This window comes from Pantoea sp. Z09 (genome assembly GCF_022394795.1).
GTDB lineage: Bacteria > Pseudomonadota > Gammaproteobacteria > Enterobacterales > Enterobacteriaceae > Pantoea > Pantoea latae.
Genome location: NZ_CP092373.1, coordinates 1295746 through 1313215, shown reverse-complemented (window position 1 = coordinate 1313215; position 17470 = coordinate 1295746). Strand labels below are relative to the sequence as shown.

The window sequence follows — 17470 nt, the reverse complement described above, 5'->3', positions numbered from 1 at the left end:
GGGCGCCCGCCCGATTATGCGTGTTATGCGTGGCGTCTGGCGCGAAACACAGAATCACCTGTGTACATCGTTGCGTGTCGTCTTTAAGCGGCGATAAAAAGGGGCGGTTTCACCGCCCCGTTAATCGTCAAAGGTTAGCTTTTGGTCGGCTTACCATATTCGTAGTCGTAATAGTCGTAGCCATATCCGTAGGCGTTAGCGGCCTTACGCACCACGGCGTTGAGGATCACGCCTTTGATCTCGATGCCGTTCTGCGCGAAGCGCTTGAAGCTGACGTCGATCTCTTTCGCGGTGTTGGTTTCGAAACGCGCCACCATCAGCGAGGTGCCGGCCAGCTTGCCGATAATCGAGGCGTCGGTGACGGCCAGAATCGGCGGCGTATCGATCAGCACCAGGTCGTAGTTCTTGCTCGCCCACTCCAGCAGCTCGCCCATGCGGCGGTGCATCAGCAGCTCAGACGGGTTCGGCGGCACCTGGCCACGCGGCAGGAAGTCGAAGCCGTACGGACCGTGCTGGATAAGTGCCGGGCTGAACTCGGTTTTGCCTGACAGCACGTTAGAGAGGCCTGACTTGTTCTCGGCGCCGATCAGGTCGTGGGTATAGCCACGACGCATATCGCCGTCGATGAACAGCACGCGCTGACCCGCTTTCGCCACCAGCGTCGCCAGGTTGGCGCAGATAAAGGTTTTACCAATGCCTGGGCTGGCGCCGGTGATCATCAGGATATTGTTTTTCGCTTCCATCATCGCGAAGTGCAGGCTGGTGCGCAGGCTACGGATCGCCTCGATAGAGAGGTCGGTCGGGTTGCCCAGCGCCAGCAGCGTTTCGTGCGGATCGGTCTTCACTTTATGACCGCGACGCGCCAGCGCTTCGGTGTCTTTCTTACGCTGCCATTCAGAGAGCGGCACGCTGGCATAGACGTTCATGCCCAGCTCTTCCAGCTGTTCCGGGTTCTCGATGCCGTGATGCAGCAGCGCTTTCAGCAGCACCAGACCGACCGAGACCACCAGGCCCAGCAGCAGGCTGGCGGCGATGATCAGCGTTTTCTTCGGCGCGACCGGCGCGTTGGCCGTTTCCGCGTTGTCGATAATGCGCACGTCGCCTACGGTGCTGGCTTTGCTGATGCCCAGCTCCTGCTGACGGTTCAGCAGCTGCATGTAGATCTCCTGACCCGCCTGCACGTCACGCGTCAGGCGCAGGATCTCTTGCTGCGTCTGCGGCATCTGGGAGATTTTCTTGTTCAGCTGCGCCTGCTCGCCTTCCAGCGTTTTGCGTTTTTCCAGCAGCGCGCGGTAGGTCGGGTGATCTTTGGTGAACAGCTGCGACACTTCGGCTTCGCGGAAGGTCAGCTCGTTCAGCTGGCTCTGCACGCTGACAGAAGAGTCGAGGGCCGACTTCGCTTCCAGCGACATATCCACCGATTCGTTCTGACGGCGGAAGGTGTTCAGCTTGTTCTCAGCGTCATCCAGCTTGGCGCGCACCTGCGGCAGCTGATTGCGCAGAAACTCCAGGCTCTTCTCCGCCTGCTCTGATTTGCGCTCGACGTTCTGCAGCAGATAGTTGTTGACGATCTGGTTCAGCACCTTGCTGATGTGCTCCGGATCTTCGCCCACATACTGCAGGCCCAGCACGCCGGTGTCTTTGCCTTTGTCGGCAACGGTCAGGTTCGCCAGCACCGAGTTGATCGCCTGCAGCTCGTTCAGCTTGGTGACGGTGAAGCTGGTGCCCTCTTCCGCCTGAATGTCGCTCACCAGCATGGTGATCTCGCCGTGCTGCTCCAGACGGCCGACCTGGCCCTTAAACAGTTCATCGCCATCTTTGCTGACGGTGTAGGTGGTCGGGCTGTTGACTTCCAGCTCGACGTTACGCTTGTCGATGGTGCGCGGGATTTCCAGACGCGAAATAGCGATCTGCGCCGGTTTGTTGCCCATCAGGCGCGACAGACCTTTGCCGATGATCGGGAAGTATTTCTGCTCGATAACGGTGTCGAGACCGAGATCGCTCACGGTCTTGCCGATCACCATGCGCGATTCAAGGATCTGAATCTCGGTATCGGACTCCGGCGTGGCCGGAATGATGCTTTGCAGATCGGAGAGCACGGTGCTGCTGTTTTTCTGCTCCACCTGCACCATGGCGTCGGCGCTGTAAATCGGCGTAGCAAACAGTGTGTAGAGCGTTCCCACCAGCATAAAGAAGGCGGTAACGGCGACAATGATCCAGCGGTGATCGATCAGCTGTCCCAAAAGGTGGCCGAGATCGAATCCGGTGGACTCCTCTCGCGGCGCGGTCATGACCTTATTTTTAATATTCATGGATAATCCCAACTATCGGCTTAATACGTTGACCCATTTCTGGGTAGCGCTTTCCAGTAACCCGTAAACCTCTTCAAAGGCCTCACGACTCTTTCGATACGGATCCGCGATTTCGTGTTGGTTGAGCCAGTGCCCAAGCAGCATGGTTTTTCCGCGTGCGGCTGGATCGATGCGATTGACCTGTTCGATGTGGCGCTTCTCCATCACCAGAATCAGGTCGAAATCGCGGCACATGCTGGCGGTTAACTGCTGCGCCTGATGCCCCTCCAGCGAGAGGCCATGTTGCGCGGCCACCTCGCTGGCGGTGCGATCCGCCGGATAGCCCTTCAGGGCGCTGAGCCCCGCCGAGGCGATGCGTTTTTCCGGCAGCGCGCGCTTCAGTAAGCGCTCTCCGGTAGGAGAGCGGCAGATGTTGCCGACGCAAACCACTAACACGGACGTAATCATGGCTAAACCTAGTTCGACCAGTTGCGGAAACGCAGCGCCGCCTCGCTTGCATCGTTGATGCCGGCAATGGTCGGCAGCAGCTGCGAAATCACGCGGTTCCAGCGCGTGAGCGGCGTAGAGGTGACATAGACGATGTCGTATGGCTCAAGTTGGAATTCGGTGCCCATCACCATCGCCGCCGCATCTTTGGTGTTCAGCTGATAGATGTTGGCGATCTTGGTGCGGTTGGTGCCGCGAATCGGACGAATAACGAAGACGCCGGTGGCGTCCGCCGCCGTCTGATCCATGCCCTGCGCGTTGCCCAGCGCTTCAGCCAGCGTCATGCCGCTGCGGTCCATTTTCAGCGTTGACTGCTGACGCACTTCGCCCATCACGAAGACCTTCAGATCGTCGTTGCGCGGCACGTAAAGGATATCGCCCGGATAGAGCAGATGGTTCTGGCTCAGGTCGCCGTTCTGCATCAGCGCCTGCAGCGAGACGCGCTGCTCGGTGCCGTTGTGGGTCAGCACCACGTTGCGCCAGTCGGCGTCCGCCGCCAGGCCGCCCGCGGCGTTGATGGCGTCCAGCACCGTCAGCGGCACGTTGGTGATCGCCTGCTGGCCAGAGGTGGTCACGGCGCCGGTCACGTAGGTTTTCTGCGACTTAAAGGAGGCGATGCTGACGTCAACCTGTGGGCTCTCGATATACTGCGCGAGGCGACGCGCAATTTCGGTGCGCACTTCGGTGACCGTACGGCCGACGACGCGCACTTTGCCGATATAGGGGTAGAAGATGGTGCCGTCGGAGTGCACCCAGTTGCCGGTGTCGCTGGCGCTGCGGTACTGGCCGGCTGGCGTGGTCAGCTCCGGGTGATCCCAGACGGTAACGTTAATGACGTCGCCGATGCCGATGCGGTATTCATAGTTTTGAATTTCGTTCTGCAGCCCTGGGTTAGCTTGCGCCACCAGCGGCTTGGGACGCATCTGCTCGACCAGGCGCGGCGTTAACGGGAAGACATTGACATATTTGTCGATGTCATAGTTGCTGTCCTGCTGCTCGACGACATCTTTTCCGCTAGTGGAAAGGTGCTGGCCAGGAACAACCGTACACCCTGAGAGAAATGTGGCGGATACCAGCATGGGTATCAATTTCGTTTTGATTGTAATCATTTAGATCTTCGCTATCAGTTATTGATTGATAGAGGCGAAAACGCCGCTGTGTAAGCGCTGAAAAAAAATAAACTCGCCAGCCTAAGCACTGAAAATGTCTGTCATTATCCTTTACTCCCTTACTCTCTTTGTTGCTGCCGTTTAGCAGGACGAAATAAGCAAACGCGCTCTTTTGCCCCTTTTATCCCTTAACGGCTTCCTTCAGCCACGATAATGGCAGCTATCGCCAATGACGTTGCCAGCGGCGGCGCGCACATCCGGGAGCCTGTGCATCAGGCTCCCTGCACTCGCCTGCTATCAATACGCCCCATCGCGCTTCAGTACGACACCGACCGTTTTGAACAGAATGGCGATATCGTTCCACAGCGACCAGTTTTTTACGTACCACGAGTCGAAATAGACGCGCGTTTCGTAATCAACGTCGTTACGACCGCTGACCTGCCACAATCCCGTCATGCCTGGCTTCGCCATCAGGTAGTAGTCGACATCCCCGGCATAACGACAAAGTTCATCTTCAATCACCGGGCGCGGACCGACGAGGCTCATGTCGCCGCGCACCACGTTCCACAGCTGCGGCAGCTCATCCAGACTGGTTTTACGGATAAAGTGGCCGACTTTGGTGATGCGTGGATCGTTTTTCAGTTTGAAATCTTTGTCCCACTCGGCGCGCGCCACCGGATCGGTGCGCAGCACCTCTTCCAGCACCTCTTTCGAGTTGATCACCATCGAGCGGAACTTCAAACATTTGAACTTGCGGCCGTTCAGGCCGACGCGTTCGTGTCCGTAAATCGGCGGGCCGCCGTCGCGTCCCACCATAAAGCCGAGCACCAGCAGCGCAGGCAGCAGCATCAGGATAATCGACAGCGCGCCGACGATGTCGAATGCGCGTTTCAGGAAGCGCGAGGTGCGCTTCGCCAGGTTATTGTTGACGCGCAGGATCATCACTTCATGGCTAAAGATGTAGGCCATGTCGGTGCCGTAGAGCGGCACGCCGCGCAGCGTCGGGATCACGGAGACGGAGCGGCAGTTGTGCATCGCCAGATTCTTCAACCACATATCGCGATACTGACTCTGCTCGAACTCAACCGCAACGATAAATTGTGTTTCGCTGTGGGTCAGGTTCCAGAGTTCCGCCTCTTCGCGCAGCACCGGCACGCCGGAGATGCTCGCCTGCGGGCAGCTGCCGTCGACGTCGTAGAAGGCGATAACGTCGAAACCCATCACCTCTTCGCTCTGCAGCGCCTGCCAGGCTTCCTGGGCATTTTTGCTGCTGCCGATAATAATGGTCTGTTTTTTCCACAGGCCGTAATGATTAAGCAGATGCTTCACCACGGCGCGCGACAGCGGAATCAACACCAGCGCCAGCAGCCAGGTCAGTACCCAGACAAAACGCGACATTTGCCACTGCGACAGCGCGGTAATCGACAGGTCGATAATGGAAAAAATAAGAATGGTACGAAAAACTTCTTTCAGCTCGAACCAGAAAGGTTTGCGGTAAGTAAAGTGACGCAGCCTTACCCAGAACCAGCCGACGCAAATTACTGACAGGAAAATGTGCGTAGCAATTTTCAAATGCAGATCTTTTTCGGAAATATCTGCCAGCGGTGAATCCGTCATCATATTAATTAACGCCAGAGCGATGAATAACGCGGCGTTAAAACAAATTAAATCTGACCCGGCCAACAACAATTTAGTAAAAAGACTTTTAAAGGTAATTTCAGTATCGCGCATATTTAACTCTTTATTTTATTTCCTTAAACCCGTGACGCCCTAAGCTGTGTAATAATTGAGCGAATCAGTTTCTCGTCGACATAGGCGTAACTGAGGGGAGTTCCTGGGTGCGTTCACGCCATTTACCCGATCAAGAGAACAGGAAAATTGTGAAGAATACCAACAGATTACTCTGACTTAACCTGCGGCGACGCACTGATTGTTTTCTCAACGTAAAAGGCGTTTCAGGCACGCTACCGCCCTTGGCTGTCGCTGCCAATACCGCTTTTGATATCCTGTTTTCCGGTCTGCTATTCCCAAACCGGCTGCCTGATGCAGTCCAACGGGATCAGATCACAATTCACAACATTGGGTGCCAAATCTGTGGGCGAATATCAACATAAGCGCAGACTTTTACCAGCACGTTGCTATACTAGTTATTACTGGCTTCTTTACAAGTAGGCCCCGCCCTCCCCTGACTATTTTAGGAAAAAGACTACCAGTAATTAGTATTGAGGCCCGCCAGGCGGTAAAATTGAAAGTGCAATACCCTGAGTGAAAATCAGAATAATTCCATACTCGCTGCGCAAATAAAGTACGCCGTGGTGACGCTATTTCCTCTCTCGATTCATCAGTTATTCAGCCCGCTCTCGTCCCCGCTTTACATAAATCAGACAGAATGCGGAAACAAACAGCACACAATCTACTCTTTATTGACCTTAATCGGGCTGCATCGCAGGCGCGGCGGCGAGTTGTGCCCTGCCCTGCACTCCACTATCCTCAGATTTTACTGACTTCGATATATTCAGGCGGCTAAGGCATGTTGGAGGTATTTGCGGATCCCTCGCTCTGGGCAGGGTTAGTGACGCTAATCGTTCTGGAGCTGGTGTTGGGGATCGATAATCTGGTGTTTATCGCTATTCTGGTAGAGAAACTGCCCGGCAAGGATCGCGATCGGGCGCGCGTCATCGGTTTACTGCTGGCGTTGCTGTGCCGTTTACTGCTGCTGGCGTCCCTTTCCTGGCTGGTCACCCTGACGCAGCCGCTCTTCACGCTGCGCGGTCACCCCTTCAGCGCGCGCGATCTGCTGCTGCTGCTGGGCGGTCTGTTTCTGCTGTTCAAGGCCACCACCGAGCTAAACAGCCGGCTCGAAGGTCAGGATCACGGCCAGAATCAACAAAATCGCGGCGCTAAATTCTGGCCGGTGGTGGCGCAAATCGTGGTGCTGGATGCGATATTTTCGCTGGACGCGGTGATCACCGCCGTCGGCATGGTCAATCAGCTGCCGGTAATGATGACGGCGGTCACCATTGCCATCCTGCTGATGCTGCTGGCCAGCAAGCCGCTGACGCGCTTTGTTAACCGCCATCCCACTATTGTTATTCTCTGCCTGAGCTTTCTGCTGATGATCGGCTTTAGCCTGGTGGCGGAAGGGCTCGGTTTCGTTATCCCCAAAGGCTATCTCTATGCGGCGATCGGCTTCTCGATAGTGATTGAAGCGTTTAACCAGCTGGCGCAGCGCAACCGCCGCCGTGCGCTGTCGGCCGGCCGTCCGCTGCGCCAGCGCACGGCGGAAACGGTGTTGCGGCTGCTGCGCGGCGAGGCGGACCATGCCGAACTCGATCCGCAGAGTGCCTCGCTGATTGCCGACAGCGATCGCCACGCGCTGTTTAACCGTCAGGAGCGGGTGATGATCGCCCGCGTGCTTGGCTTTGCCCAGCGCCACGTCAACAGCATCATGACCTCGCGTCACGACATCGAGCACATTAATCTCGACGACGATCCGACAGAAATCATGGCGCGTCTTGACCGCAATCAGCATACGCGCCTGCTGATCACCGATCAGAGCAACGAGCTGCTCGGCGTGGTGCACGCTATCGATCTGCTGCATCAGGCGCTGCACCAGCAGTCGCTGGATTTACGCGCGCTGATCCGACAGCCGCTGGTGTTTCACGAGCGCCTGACGCTGCTGCAGGCGCTGGAGCAGTTTCGCCAGGCGCGCACCCATTTCGCCTTTGTGGTGGATGAGTTCGGCTCGGTGGAGGGCGTGGTGACGCTCAGCGATCTGATGGAAACCATCGCCGGCAACCTGCCGCTGGAGAACGAAGAGATTGACGCGCGCTACGACGTGCAGGCGCAGGGCGAAAATCGCTGGATCGTCAACGGCAATATTCCGCTGGAGGATTTAGCGCTCTACGTCAGGCTGCCGCTGGATGAACGCCGCAGCTACCATACGCTGGCGGGTCTGCTGATGGACAGCCTGCAGCATATTCCCGCCGAGGGCGAAACGCTGCAGGTCGGCAGCTATCTGCTGCGCACCCTGCAGGTTGAAAATCATCGGGTTCAGAAGGTGGAGATCCTGCAACAGCCGCAGGATCCCGATTACGAGGTGTAGCTACGGACGCAGCAGCTTGCGCAGGTTCTCTTTATCACTGTTTTTCGGCTGGCGATCGAGCCACTCGTTGAGGCGCGACTTCGCCTCGCTCTGCAGCTGCTGACGCAGCACCTGATCGACCGGCAGCGAGTACTGCACATTGTTCCAGCTGCCGTACATGCGCAGCGGAATTGGCTGCTGCGACAGCAGCGCCGTCAGCCGCTCGTCGCCTTTCCAGCCGCTGAGCGTCAGGCCGAAGGTGACATCCAGCTGCTGCTGCGCCATATTCACTGCGCCTGCGGCCTGCAGGCGCAGGCGATCGCCCTCGCCCTGTAACCTGTCGAAGCGCAGCACGCCGTTGTCCAGCGTGACGTCGCCCTCAAGCTGGCGAATGCCCTGATCGGCGCCTTCGTCGCTGCTGACCTTGTCGCTGGCGCGCTCGACCGCGCGGCGCACCATCTGCTGCAGATTGATCTGCGCCAGCTTCACGTCGCTGGCGCGCAGCTGCGCCTCGCCGCGCCACTGCTGTTTCGCCGCCTCCAGCGTCAGCCCCTCGCCGCCGAGATCGCCATTAAGCGAGACGTTGCCCTGCAGCGTTTGCGGCAGCGCAAAGGCGGCGAGCAGCGGCTGTATGGCGACGTTGTGCAGCACCGGCTGCAGCGCCACGCGCGTTTCCGGCTGGCGGATATCTACCGTGCCCGGCACGGAGAAATCGCCGTCGCCCAGCTTGCCGCTCAGCACGCGCAGCGTCATCAGCCCCTGCTGGTTGGTGGCGTCGAGCGCGAAGGATTGCAGCGTCAGACCGCGCCACACCGCGCTGTCCGCCTTGAGATCCAGCGCCAGGTTCACGTCGTTAAGCGGCGAGTCGCTGTTGTTCTGCACGCGCGGCGCGGCAATCACCGGCGCGCGCGCTACCGTGGCGTGCTGCGCGCCGCGTTCGCTGCTCTGCGGCGCGCCGGACATCAGGTTGTCGAGATTAAGCTGGGTGGCGTGCAGCTGCAGCGCAAGCTGCTGCGGCGCCGTCAGGGTGCCGCTTGCCGAACCGGACAGCGCGCTGTCGTTGGCGCTGAGCTGCATCTGCGTCAGCGCAAACTGCTGCGTCTCGGCGCGCCAGCTGCCCTGCGCGCTCAGCGTGCCCTTCACGCCCTGCGGCGGGATATTGGCGCCGCTCAGCGCGTAGTTAAGTTCGTCGATTTTGCCGCTCAGGCGGTGCGGGTACTGCGCGGCGTCAAGCTGCCCCTTGAGCGACAGCGTAGCGTTGCGCTGGTTGCGCGTCAGGCTGGTGCTAAGGGCAATCGTCGCCTGATGGCGGGCGTCCTGATTCAGATTGAGGTTAAAATCGCGGAAGTTGTATTCGTCGCCGCCGGGCTGGCGCCAGATCAGCAAACTGTCGGCGACGCGCAGCTGGCTGATGTCGAACGACCAGCCGCCGGCCGGCGCGCTCGCCTCGCTGCGACCGGGCGCGACCGGCGCATTGTGCGGCTGCTGCGCCGCGCTTTCCGGCGTGGCGCGCACCACGGCGTTGCTGAGCATCACCTGGCTGACACTGAGCTGATGCGACAGCAGCGGCCAGAGATTGACGTCGAGACGCATGTTTTCCGCCGTCACCAGCGGCTGCGACGCGCCGGGCGCGGTGAGGCTCATGCGCCCGGCAAGGATGCTGAGCTTAGGCCAGACGTGCCAGCGCAGATCGCCGCCCACCTCCAGCCGATAACCACTGCGCTGTTCGACCTGTTTCACCATATAGGATCGAAAATCGTTTGGATTGACCAGCAGCACCAGCGCGGTCATGCCGGCAACGATGACCACCAGTAAAATGGCCAGCGTGGTTATCACTCTCTTCATTACATCCCCATGTTCGCGGTTTAATCTTTGTCGATACGACTGGCGACAGCGCCCTGCTGTCCGCGATATTTGGCGTCTTCGCGACGGTTATAGGGCCGCGCCGCCGGACCGGAGAGCGGCTCAAAGCTCAGCGCGCCGATCAGCATGCCGGGACGCAGCGCCAGCGGCAGCTTGCCGGAATTATAGAACTCCAGCACGATGCGCCCCTGCCAGCCGGGATCGATGCGGTGCGCGGTAACGTGCACCATCAGGCCGAGACGCGCCAGCGAAGAGCGGCCGTCGAGCCAGCCCACCAGATCGTCCGGTATGGTGACCGATTCAAAAGTGACCGCCAGCGCCAGTTCGCCGGGATGGAGGAAAAAGGCCTCACCTTCCGGCAGCACGATTTCATCGCTCATCACGCGATCCAGCGCGGCGCTCACCTCATCTTTCGGACCGCTTAAATCGATAAACGCCGCGGTGTGGCCGCGGAAAGTACGAAACTGGTTGCCCAGACGCACATCCACAGTGGCGCCGTTAATGCGCTCCACCGGCGGGCGCGGATCGATGGCTAACCGGCCGTCGTCCAGCCAGGCTTCAATGTCGCGGTCACATAATCTCATTCGGCTGTCTCCATGATATAAGTGTAGCGAACCGCCTGAAACGCGCGTAACAGGCGGTTCGCCGCGCGTCTGACCCGACGCGCCTATTCGAAAAACTGATTGATTTTGGCCTTAAGGATATCAATGGCGATGCGGTTTTTCCCGCCGCGCGGCACGATAATATCGGCGTACTGCTTCGACGGCTCGATAAACTGCAGGAACATCGGGCGCACGGTTTTCTGATACTGGCTCATCACCGAGTCCATAGAGCGGCCGCGCTCGTTGACGTCGCGCTTCATGCGGCGCATCAGGCAGATATCCAGCGGGGTATCGACGAAAATCGAGAAATTCAGCTCCTGACGCAGCCGCGCGTCGGTGAGCAGCAGGATCCCTTCGAGGATGATCACCTTTTTCGGCTTCAGATGGATGCTGTCGCGCGTACGGGTGTGCTCGACGTAGCTGTAAACCGGCAGATCGATATCCTGGCCCGCCTTTAGCGCCTGCAAATGCTGCAGCAGCAGGTCGTGATCCATCGCGCTCGGATGGTCGTAGTTGGTTTTCACCCTCTCATCCATGGTGAGGTGACTCTGGTCCTTATAATAGGCATCTTCCGGGATGACCCCGATATGCTCGTCACCGACCTGGTCACGGATTTCGCGGTAGAGCGTGCTGGCGATTAAACTTTTTCCGGATGCGGAGGCACCGGCAATGCCCACAATCACGCACTGATGAGACTTGTCAGTCATACTTTTTAAAGACCTGATACTGGAGCCTGCGCTGTACGCGGATTAGGCGTTTTGACGCAGGACGGAATGGAGAGGGTTTAGTAGGCGCTAAGTATAGGGATTTCATTCTTTTGACGCCAGAGAAAAGCCGCTGACGCCATTTCAGAATTTCCCCTTTTCAAACCGCAGCCGTTACCCGATAAACTGGGTCCAGACTGATAACAACCGATGCGGCTGGCACATCAGGCAGCGGAAGCCTGCGTTATTCCCCGCAACCGTGCGGGCGCGCGATGCCAGCCCACCATAAAGGAAGCTTATGCACTGGAGAACTCTGACCTACTTTGGCGACAGCATGCTGCTGATCCCGACCGCGGTCATTATCGCGTTGATCCTGCCGTGGAAGAGCGATAACCGCCGCACGGTCTGGTACTGGCTGCTCGCCTTTGGTCTGGCGGGCCTGCTGGTGAGCCTGTCAAAAATTCTGTTTCTCGGCTTCGGCATCGGCAGCGCCCGGTTCAATTTTACCGGCTTCAGCGGCCACAGCGCGATGTCAGCGACCCTGTGGCCGGTGATGCTGTGGCTGGTCTCCGGCCGCTGGCCGCCGCTGCTGCGCCTGAGCGCTATCGCCGTCGGCTACCTGATCCCGCTGATGGTCGGCTTCTCGCGTCTGGTGATCCACGCACACTCCGCCAGCGAAGTCGCCACCGGGCTGCTGCTCGGCTTTACCCTCAGCTCCGCCTTTCTGCTTAGCCAGCGTCGCACCGCGTTAAAGGGCTTTAGCTGGCCGCAGATCGGCGTTGCCTTTTTAGTGCCGCTGCTGCTGCTGGGCCACGGGCGCAAAGCCACAACGCAACAGTTTCTTGAACGTTTCTCTGCCGATATCGCCGGGCTGGAAAAACCGTTCACCCGCGCCGATCTGTTCCGCCCCTGAGCGTGCTGCGCCCTTTTTTTGCGAAAAAGGGCCAGTCAATTCGTTGAATATCGCACAAATTTGATTTAACGGCCGCATCCCTGCAGCGATGTGCTAGCATGCCCAAAAGAGAATGACTGGCGCATTTTTCGTCATATTGACGCTGTGCGCGATGCCGGGTTAGTGAATGAGTGTTGAACTGTTGTCCTCGCCGGACAGACCGCAAAACCACCTGCTGAGCGCCCTGATCCTCGGGGCGATCGCCTTTGCGCTGACGCTATTTTGTCTGGAGCTGATCGTCTTCAGCGGCCGCATTTCGCCGCTCTGGTTCGCGACGTCGCTGATGACCATCGTGGTGTTTCGCACGCCTTCCCGTCACGTGCCGCTGCTGCTGCTGGCCTGCGCCGCAGGCACCGCGCTGGCCAATGGTCTGATACTCGGCCCCAATCCGGCCAATCTGCTGTTTACGCTGATCAACCTGCTGCAGGGGATCGTCGGCGGCGTGATGCTGCGCGCGCTGCTAAAGCGTCACGCGCCGCTCAACTCGCTGCTCGACTGGCTGCGCTTTATGCTGTCGGTCGGCCTGCTGACGCCGCTGCTGGGCGGCCTGCTGGCGCTGTGGGTGCTGAATATCAGCGGCAGCGGGCGCTTTTCCTTTCTCTCTACCTGGGTGATTTCTGAAGTGATCGGCATGCTGGCGCTGGGCCCGGTGCTGCTGCTGATGCCCTGGCCGCTGCGCACCGGCGCGCTCAGCCTGCGTCGGCTGGCGGAGTTTCTCTTTACCCTGCTGCTGACCCTCGGCGCCACCTGGCTGGCGCTGCGCTTTATGCCCTGGCCTTTTACCTGCATCGTGGTGATCCTGTTCTGGTGCGCGGTGCGCCTGCCGAAGCGGGATGCGTTTCTGCTGTTTCTGCTTAACGCCTGCGCGGTGTCGCTGATGCTGGCGCTGGGGCTGGTGACGGTGGAAACGCGCAGCAACGCGCCTGGGCAGATCGCCAACTGGGTGCCCTTCCTGCTGGGGCTGATCCCCAGCCACGTGATGGCGCTGGTGATGGATGCGTTTCGGCGCGAGAAGCACCACATCAGCGAAAGCGAAACCCGTTTTCGCCACGCGATGGAGTATTCCGCCATCGGCATGGCGCTGGTCTCGCCGGAGGGCGTCTGGCTGCAGGTCAATAATTCTCTCTGCCAGACGCTGGGCTTTCCCGCCGCCGAGCTGAGAAAGCTGACCTTTCAGCAGATCACCCATCCTGACGATCTGGAGAACGATCTGCAGCATGCAGACCAGCTGCTGCGCGGCGACGTTGACGCCTACACCATCGAGAAGCGCTACTTTCGCAAAAGCGGCGACATCGTCTGGGCGCGCCTGACGGTGTCGCTGGTGCGCGACGCCGCGCGCCATCCGCTCTACTTTATCGCGCAGATTATCGATATCTCTGCGCTAAAACAGAGCGAGCAGACTAACCGACGCCTGATGGAGCGCATTACGCTGGCGAACGACGCGCTGTTTCAGGAAAAAGAGCGTATGGCGATCACGCTCGACTCTATCGGCGAGGCGGTGATCAGCACCGACAGTGAGATGCGCGTCACCTTTATGAATCCGGTAGCGGAGAAGATGAGCGGGCGCCGCGAGCAGGAGGCGGCGGGCCAGCCGCTGAGCGCGCTGCTGCAGATCAGCCACGGCCGCCACGGGACGCCGGTGGAAAATCTGCTGCTGCGCCGTCTGCCAGTGGAGAAGACCACGCCGGATCTCGATGACGAGCTGGTGCTGCACGCCGCCGACGGCACCATGGTGGAGATCCACTACAGCATTACGCCGCTGCGCACGCTGGAAGGCGAGGAGATCGGCGCGGTGATGGTAATTCAGGACGTCAGCGAGTCGCGCAAGATGATGAAGCGCCTCAGCTACAGCGCGCTGCACGACACCCTGACCCGGCTGCCCAACCGCGCCAGCTTTGAACGCCAGCTGCAGCGGCTGCTGAGCGACGCCGTCGAGCGCCAGCATCAGCATGTGCTGGCTTTTATCGACCTCGATAAATTCAAAGCGGTTAACGACACCGCCGGACACGCGGCGGGCGACGCGCTGCTGCGTGAACTCGCCGAGCTGATGCAGCACGCGCTGCGCGGCAGCGATTTTCTGGCGCGCCTCGGCGGTGACGAGTTCGCCCTGCTGATGCCGGAGTGCCCGCTGGCGCAGGGGCGCGAGGTGGTGCAGCGCATCGTTGCGGCGGTCAACGGCTACGCCTTCAGCTGGCAGGGCGCCGTTTTTCAGGTCGGCGCCAGCGCCGGGCTGACGCAGATCTCCGCCGACAACAATATCGGCGCGGAGGTGCTGTCGCAGGCGGATATCGCCTGTTACAACGCCAAAAAAGCGGGACGCGGCCGGCTGGCGGTCTACGCTCCACCGGCGCGCTGAGCCTCTTGCCAGCCCTTGTAAGCTGCGCTAAAGTCGCCCCCTTTTTTCCGGGAGGGGCATCAGATGTTCATTGGTTTCGATTACGGTACGGCGAACTGTTCCATTGCGGTGTGCGAAAACGGCACGCCGCGCCTGCTGACGCTGGAGAATGGCCAGCGCCTGCTGCCGTCGATGATAGCCGCACCCACGCGCGAAGCGGTAAGCGAATGGCTCTACCGTCACCATCAGGTGGCGACGCCGGACGAAGAAACCACGGCGCTGCTGCAGCGCGCGCTGCGCTATAACCGCGAAGAGGACATCGAGGTCACGGCCAACAGCGTGCAGTTCGGCCTCACCGCGCTGCAGCACTATATGGTCGACCCGGAAGAGACCTGGTTCGTTAAATCCCCGAAATCCTTTCTGGGCGCCAGCGGGCTGAAGCCGCAGCAGATCGCGCTGTTTGAAGATCTGGTGTGCGCCATGATGCGCCATATTCGCGCGCAGGGCGAAGCGCAGCTCGACGGCGCCATCGATCAGGCGGTTATCGGCCGTCCTATTAACTTTCAGGGACTCGGCGGCGATGAGGCCAACGCGCAGGCGCAGAACATTCTGCTGCGCGCGGCGAAGCGCGCCGGTTTCCGCGACGTAGAATTTCAGTTCGAGCCGGTGGCAGCCGGTCTCGATTTCGAGGCGACGCTGACGCGCGAGACGCGGGTGCTGGTGGTGGATATCGGCGGCGGTACCACCGACTGCTCGATGCTGCTGATGGGGCCAGAGTGGCGCACGCTGTCGGATCGTCGCGCCAGCCTGCTCGGCCATAGCGGCTGCCGCGTCGGCGGCAACGATCTCGACATTATGCTGGCGTTCAAAACTCTGATGCCGCTGCTCGGACTGGGCGGCAAGACGCAGAAAGGCACCGCCCTGCCCGCGCTGCCGTGGTGGAATGCGGTGGCGATCAACGACGTGCCGGCGCAGAGCGAGTTTTACTCCGCCGCCTGCGGCAAGCTGCTGCGCGATCTGGTGCGCGACGCCGAGCAGGGCGAACAGGTGGCGCGTCTGCTGAAGGTGTGGCAGCAGAAGCTCGGCTATCGTCTGGTGCGCGCGGCGGAGGAGAGCAAAATCGCCCTGTCCGACCGCGCCGCCTTCGACGCCAGCCTGGAGTTTATCGCGCCACAGCTGCACGCCGCCATCAGCGACACCCTGCTGCAGGAGGCGATCAACCAGCCGCTGGAGCGTATTCTGGAGCAGGTGCATCTGGCGCTCGCCAGCTGCGATGCCAAACCTGAAGTGATCTATCTGACGGGCGGCAGCGCGCGTTCGCCGGTGCTGCGCGCCGCGCTGCAGCAGGCGCTGCCGGAGACGCCGATCGCCAGCGGCGATGATTTCGGCTCGGTCACGGCCGGCCTGGCGCGCTGGGCAGAGGTGATGTTTCGCTAAGAGAAAGGGAAGCAGGCAGGGAGAGTATTGCGCTAACGCGGATGGCATGGCCCGAAGAGCCATGCCATCCGCTCAGATACGTGTGTGCGGCCTGAGAGTGCAAACTTCAGGCCGCTGCGCTATCAGAAGTTGATATTGGCGCTGATGCCGCCGACAAAGGCATCTTTCACTTCACTCACCGCGCCCGGTGCGACGATATATTGCAGGTTCGGACGCACCTGCAGCCATTTCGCCAGCTTCACGTTGTAGTAAACCTCGTAGTTATATTCCGAACCATCCTGAATCGGCAGATAGGTCGGGCTGTCGAAATCCGTTTCGCCGTTGGCGGCGTTCTGCTGACGCTGCGCGCGCGTGTAGTCGCTGTTAACGTGAATACGCGCCGCCGCTACGCCGATCTCATCCTCAGGACGCGCGTCGAACGGACCCGCCCAGGTAAAGGCGATCGACTGATAGTTATCGGTTTTCGAGGTTTTGTGATCGTTCATCACCGCCTGAACCGACACGCCGAGGCCGCGGCTGGCGTCGCCGCCCTGCGCGGTCAGCTGCTGCTGCAGCAGCACGTAGCCGCCGTAGGCGTGCGCCTTGTCCTGATAGCCGCCGTCGCGCCAGCTACCGTAGACGTCGCCGTTGACCGAAGAGTAGTAGTAGCCGATGCGGTAGTTACCCGGCAGCTTGTCCGGCCCCAGCGTCGGTTTCCAGCCCAGCTCTACCGGCACCATATTGCCCTCGGAGTTGCTGGTGTCGAGGCGGAAGCCGTCGCCGCGATCGTAGTTGGCGCTGTTCTGGTTATAGAAGCCGACCTGGAAGAACACCTCTGGCGTGATGTTGAGCTTCACGCGGCCGCCCCACTGCGACACCGGCCAGTTAAACCAGCGGTCGCCGCGCCAGTTGCCCGCCTGGCCGCTACCGAACGCCAGGTTCTGGAACTTGCTGTCGAAGTTGTCGAAATCTTCGCCGACGGTGACGCGGCCCGCTTTCAGGTTGACCACGTCGTCAAACAGCCCTTTACTCAGCCAGAACTGCGTCAGACGCCAGGTCTGTCCGCGTCCATAGACTTCCTGCACCGAGGAGAGCATGCCGGTGCGGCGATCCGCGACCTGATCGGAAATATTCTGTCCGTCACGGTTGGTGATGGTGGCCTGGAACTGCGCATCCTGCCAGCCGAGCAGCTTCTCGAGATCGAGATTAGCGCCGAACGCCCACTGATCGCTGTAGCGCATTGAGGTGTTGGTGTCGGCGCCGCCGCCGAGGTTCGATGCGCTTTCCATGGTGTAATTGACGTCAAATTTAACGCCGTCATTTTCCAGCTGCGTTCGCGAGCCGTTCCAGTCGCCGAACATATAGGGCGAGTCGGCGCTAAAGGCATCTGCGGCCACAGCAGAGGCGCTCAGCATGGCAAACATCAGGGAGCCAGCCGCCAGGCGGCGCAGCGGGAAGTGTTGCACTGCTTTTTTTCTGTTCATGATCGTTCTTCTTATCTGAATGAAGGTTGTTTCCACGCAGAGGATAGTGCTGCAAAAAGTTCAACTTTTGTAAAAATGTGCGCACGAATAAACAAAGAGACAGTTTCTTCAAGCAATTGTGAA

General features: G+C 59.8%; 12 protein-coding genes. 4 read left to right on the top strand and 8 right to left on the bottom strand.

Translation table 11 applies throughout. The features are described from left to right. Window positions 1–134 precede the first annotated feature (134 nt). The 4 genes from wzc to wbaP all read right to left on the bottom strand — a co-directional run bounded on the left by wzc (window position 135) and on the right by wbaP (window position 5638). On the bottom strand, window positions 135–2312 hold the full coding sequence (wzc, locus tag MC269_RS06250) for a tyrosine-protein kinase Wzc (protein WP_239954470.1): 2178 nt from the start codon (window positions 2310–2312) through the stop codon (window positions 135–137). A 12-nt stretch (window positions 2313–2324) separates the two neighbouring features. Beyond that, a complete protein-coding gene (locus MC269_RS06245) occupies window positions 2325–2759 on the bottom strand; it encodes a protein tyrosine phosphatase (protein WP_081140488.1) in 435 nt (144 codons plus the stop codon). A gap of 8 nt (window positions 2760–2767) precedes the next feature. Next, a complete protein-coding gene (locus MC269_RS06240; protein ID WP_239954469.1) occupies window positions 2768–3907 on the bottom strand; it encodes a polysaccharide export protein in 1140 nt (379 codons plus the stop codon). A 297-nt stretch (window positions 3908–4204) separates the two neighbouring features. After that, on the bottom strand, window positions 4205–5638 hold the full coding sequence (gene wbaP, locus MC269_RS06235) for an undecaprenyl-phosphate galactose phosphotransferase WbaP (RefSeq protein ID WP_081140486.1): 1434 nt from the start codon (window positions 5636–5638) through the stop codon (window positions 4205–4207). Window positions 5639–6437: 799 nt separating this feature from the next. On the opposite strand from wbaP, the gene MC269_RS06230 reads away from it, so the two are divergent. Then, complete coding sequence (locus tag MC269_RS06230; RefSeq protein ID WP_239954468.1) at window positions 6438–8012, top strand: TerC family protein; 1575 nt, start codon at window positions 6438–6440, stop codon at window positions 8010–8012. Here MC269_RS06230 and asmA read toward each other — a convergent pair whose 3' ends face one another. The 3 genes from asmA to udk form a co-directional block, all read right to left on the bottom strand. Further along, window positions 8013–9836: an outer membrane assembly protein AsmA gene (gene asmA, locus MC269_RS06225; RefSeq protein WP_239954467.1), complete on the bottom strand. Its 1824-nt coding sequence runs from the start codon at window positions 9834–9836 to the stop codon at window positions 8013–8015. Window positions 9837–9856: 20 nt separating this feature from the next. Further along, a complete protein-coding gene (gene dcd / locus MC269_RS06220; protein WP_033750209.1) occupies window positions 9857–10438 on the bottom strand; it encodes a dCTP deaminase in 582 nt (193 codons plus the stop codon). Window positions 10439–10521: 83 nt separating this feature from the next. Further along, window positions 10522–11163, bottom strand: a complete 642-nt coding sequence (udk, locus tag MC269_RS06215) for a uridine kinase (RefSeq protein ID WP_239954465.1) — start codon at window positions 11161–11163, stop codon at window positions 10522–10524. Window positions 11164–11458: 295 nt separating this feature from the next. On the opposite strand from udk, the gene MC269_RS06210 reads away from it, so the two are divergent. The 3 genes from MC269_RS06210 (at window position 11459) to yegD (ending at window position 15884) form a co-directional block, all read left to right on the top strand. After that, a complete protein-coding gene (locus tag MC269_RS06210; protein ID WP_239954463.1) occupies window positions 11459–12073 on the top strand; it encodes a phosphatase PAP2 family protein in 615 nt (204 codons plus the stop codon). A gap of 166 nt (window positions 12074–12239) precedes the next feature. Beyond that, the gene (locus MC269_RS06205) at window positions 12240–14468 is read left to right on the top strand and encodes a diguanylate cyclase domain-containing protein (protein ID WP_239954461.1); all 2229 of its coding nucleotides are present in this window, start codon (window positions 12240–12242) and stop codon (window positions 14466–14468) included. 63 nt (window positions 14469–14531) lie between these two features. Further along, window positions 14532–15884, top strand: coding sequence for a molecular chaperone (gene yegD, locus MC269_RS06200; protein ID WP_081140480.1), 1353 nt, complete (start codon window positions 14532–14534; stop codon window positions 15882–15884). A 122-nt stretch (window positions 15885–16006) separates the two neighbouring features. Here yegD and MC269_RS06195 read toward each other — a convergent pair whose 3' ends face one another. Continuing rightward, window positions 16007–17347 carry a carbohydrate porin gene (locus tag MC269_RS06195; protein ID WP_239954460.1) on the bottom strand — a complete coding sequence of 447 codons (1341 nt, stop codon included), beginning with the start codon at window positions 17345–17347 and terminating at the stop codon, window positions 16007–16009. Between the last annotated feature and the right edge of the window lie 123 nt (window positions 17348–17470).

Excerpts from the sequence above, each read along its gene's own strand:
- wzc (WP_239954470.1), bottom strand. The coding sequence starts at position 2,312 with ATGAATATTAAAAATAAGGTCATGACCGCGCCGCGAGAGGAGTCCACC.
- MC269_RS06245 (WP_081140488.1), bottom strand. The coding sequence starts at position 2,759 with ATGATTACGTCCGTGTTAGTGGTTTGCGTCGGCAACATCTGCCGCTCT.
- MC269_RS06240 (WP_239954469.1), bottom strand. The coding sequence starts at position 3,907 with ATGATTACAATCAAAACGAAATTGATACCCATGCTGGTATCCGCCACA.
- wbaP (WP_081140486.1), bottom strand. The coding sequence starts at position 5,638 with ATGCGCGATACTGAAATTACCTTTAAAAGTCTTTTTACTAAATTGTTG.
- MC269_RS06230 (WP_239954468.1), top strand. The coding sequence starts at position 6,438 with ATGTTGGAGGTATTTGCGGATCCCTCGCTCTGGGCAGGGTTAGTGACG.
- asmA (WP_239954467.1), bottom strand. The coding sequence starts at position 9,836 with ATGAAGAGAGTGATAACCACGCTGGCCATTTTACTGGTGGTCATCGTT.
- dcd (WP_033750209.1), bottom strand. The coding sequence starts at position 10,438 with ATGAGATTATGTGACCGCGACATTGAAGCCTGGCTGGACGACGGCCGG.
- udk (WP_239954465.1), bottom strand. The coding sequence starts at position 11,163 with ATGACTGACAAGTCTCATCAGTGCGTGATTGTGGGCATTGCCGGTGCC.
- MC269_RS06210 (WP_239954463.1), top strand. The coding sequence starts at position 11,459 with ATGCACTGGAGAACTCTGACCTACTTTGGCGACAGCATGCTGCTGATC.
- MC269_RS06205 (WP_239954461.1), top strand. The coding sequence starts at position 12,240 with ATGAGTGTTGAACTGTTGTCCTCGCCGGACAGACCGCAAAACCACCTG.
- yegD (WP_081140480.1), top strand. The coding sequence starts at position 14,532 with ATGTTCATTGGTTTCGATTACGGTACGGCGAACTGTTCCATTGCGGTG.
- MC269_RS06195 (WP_239954460.1), bottom strand. The coding sequence starts at position 17,347 with ATGAACAGAAAAAAAGCAGTGCAACACTTCCCGCTGCGCCGCCTGGCG.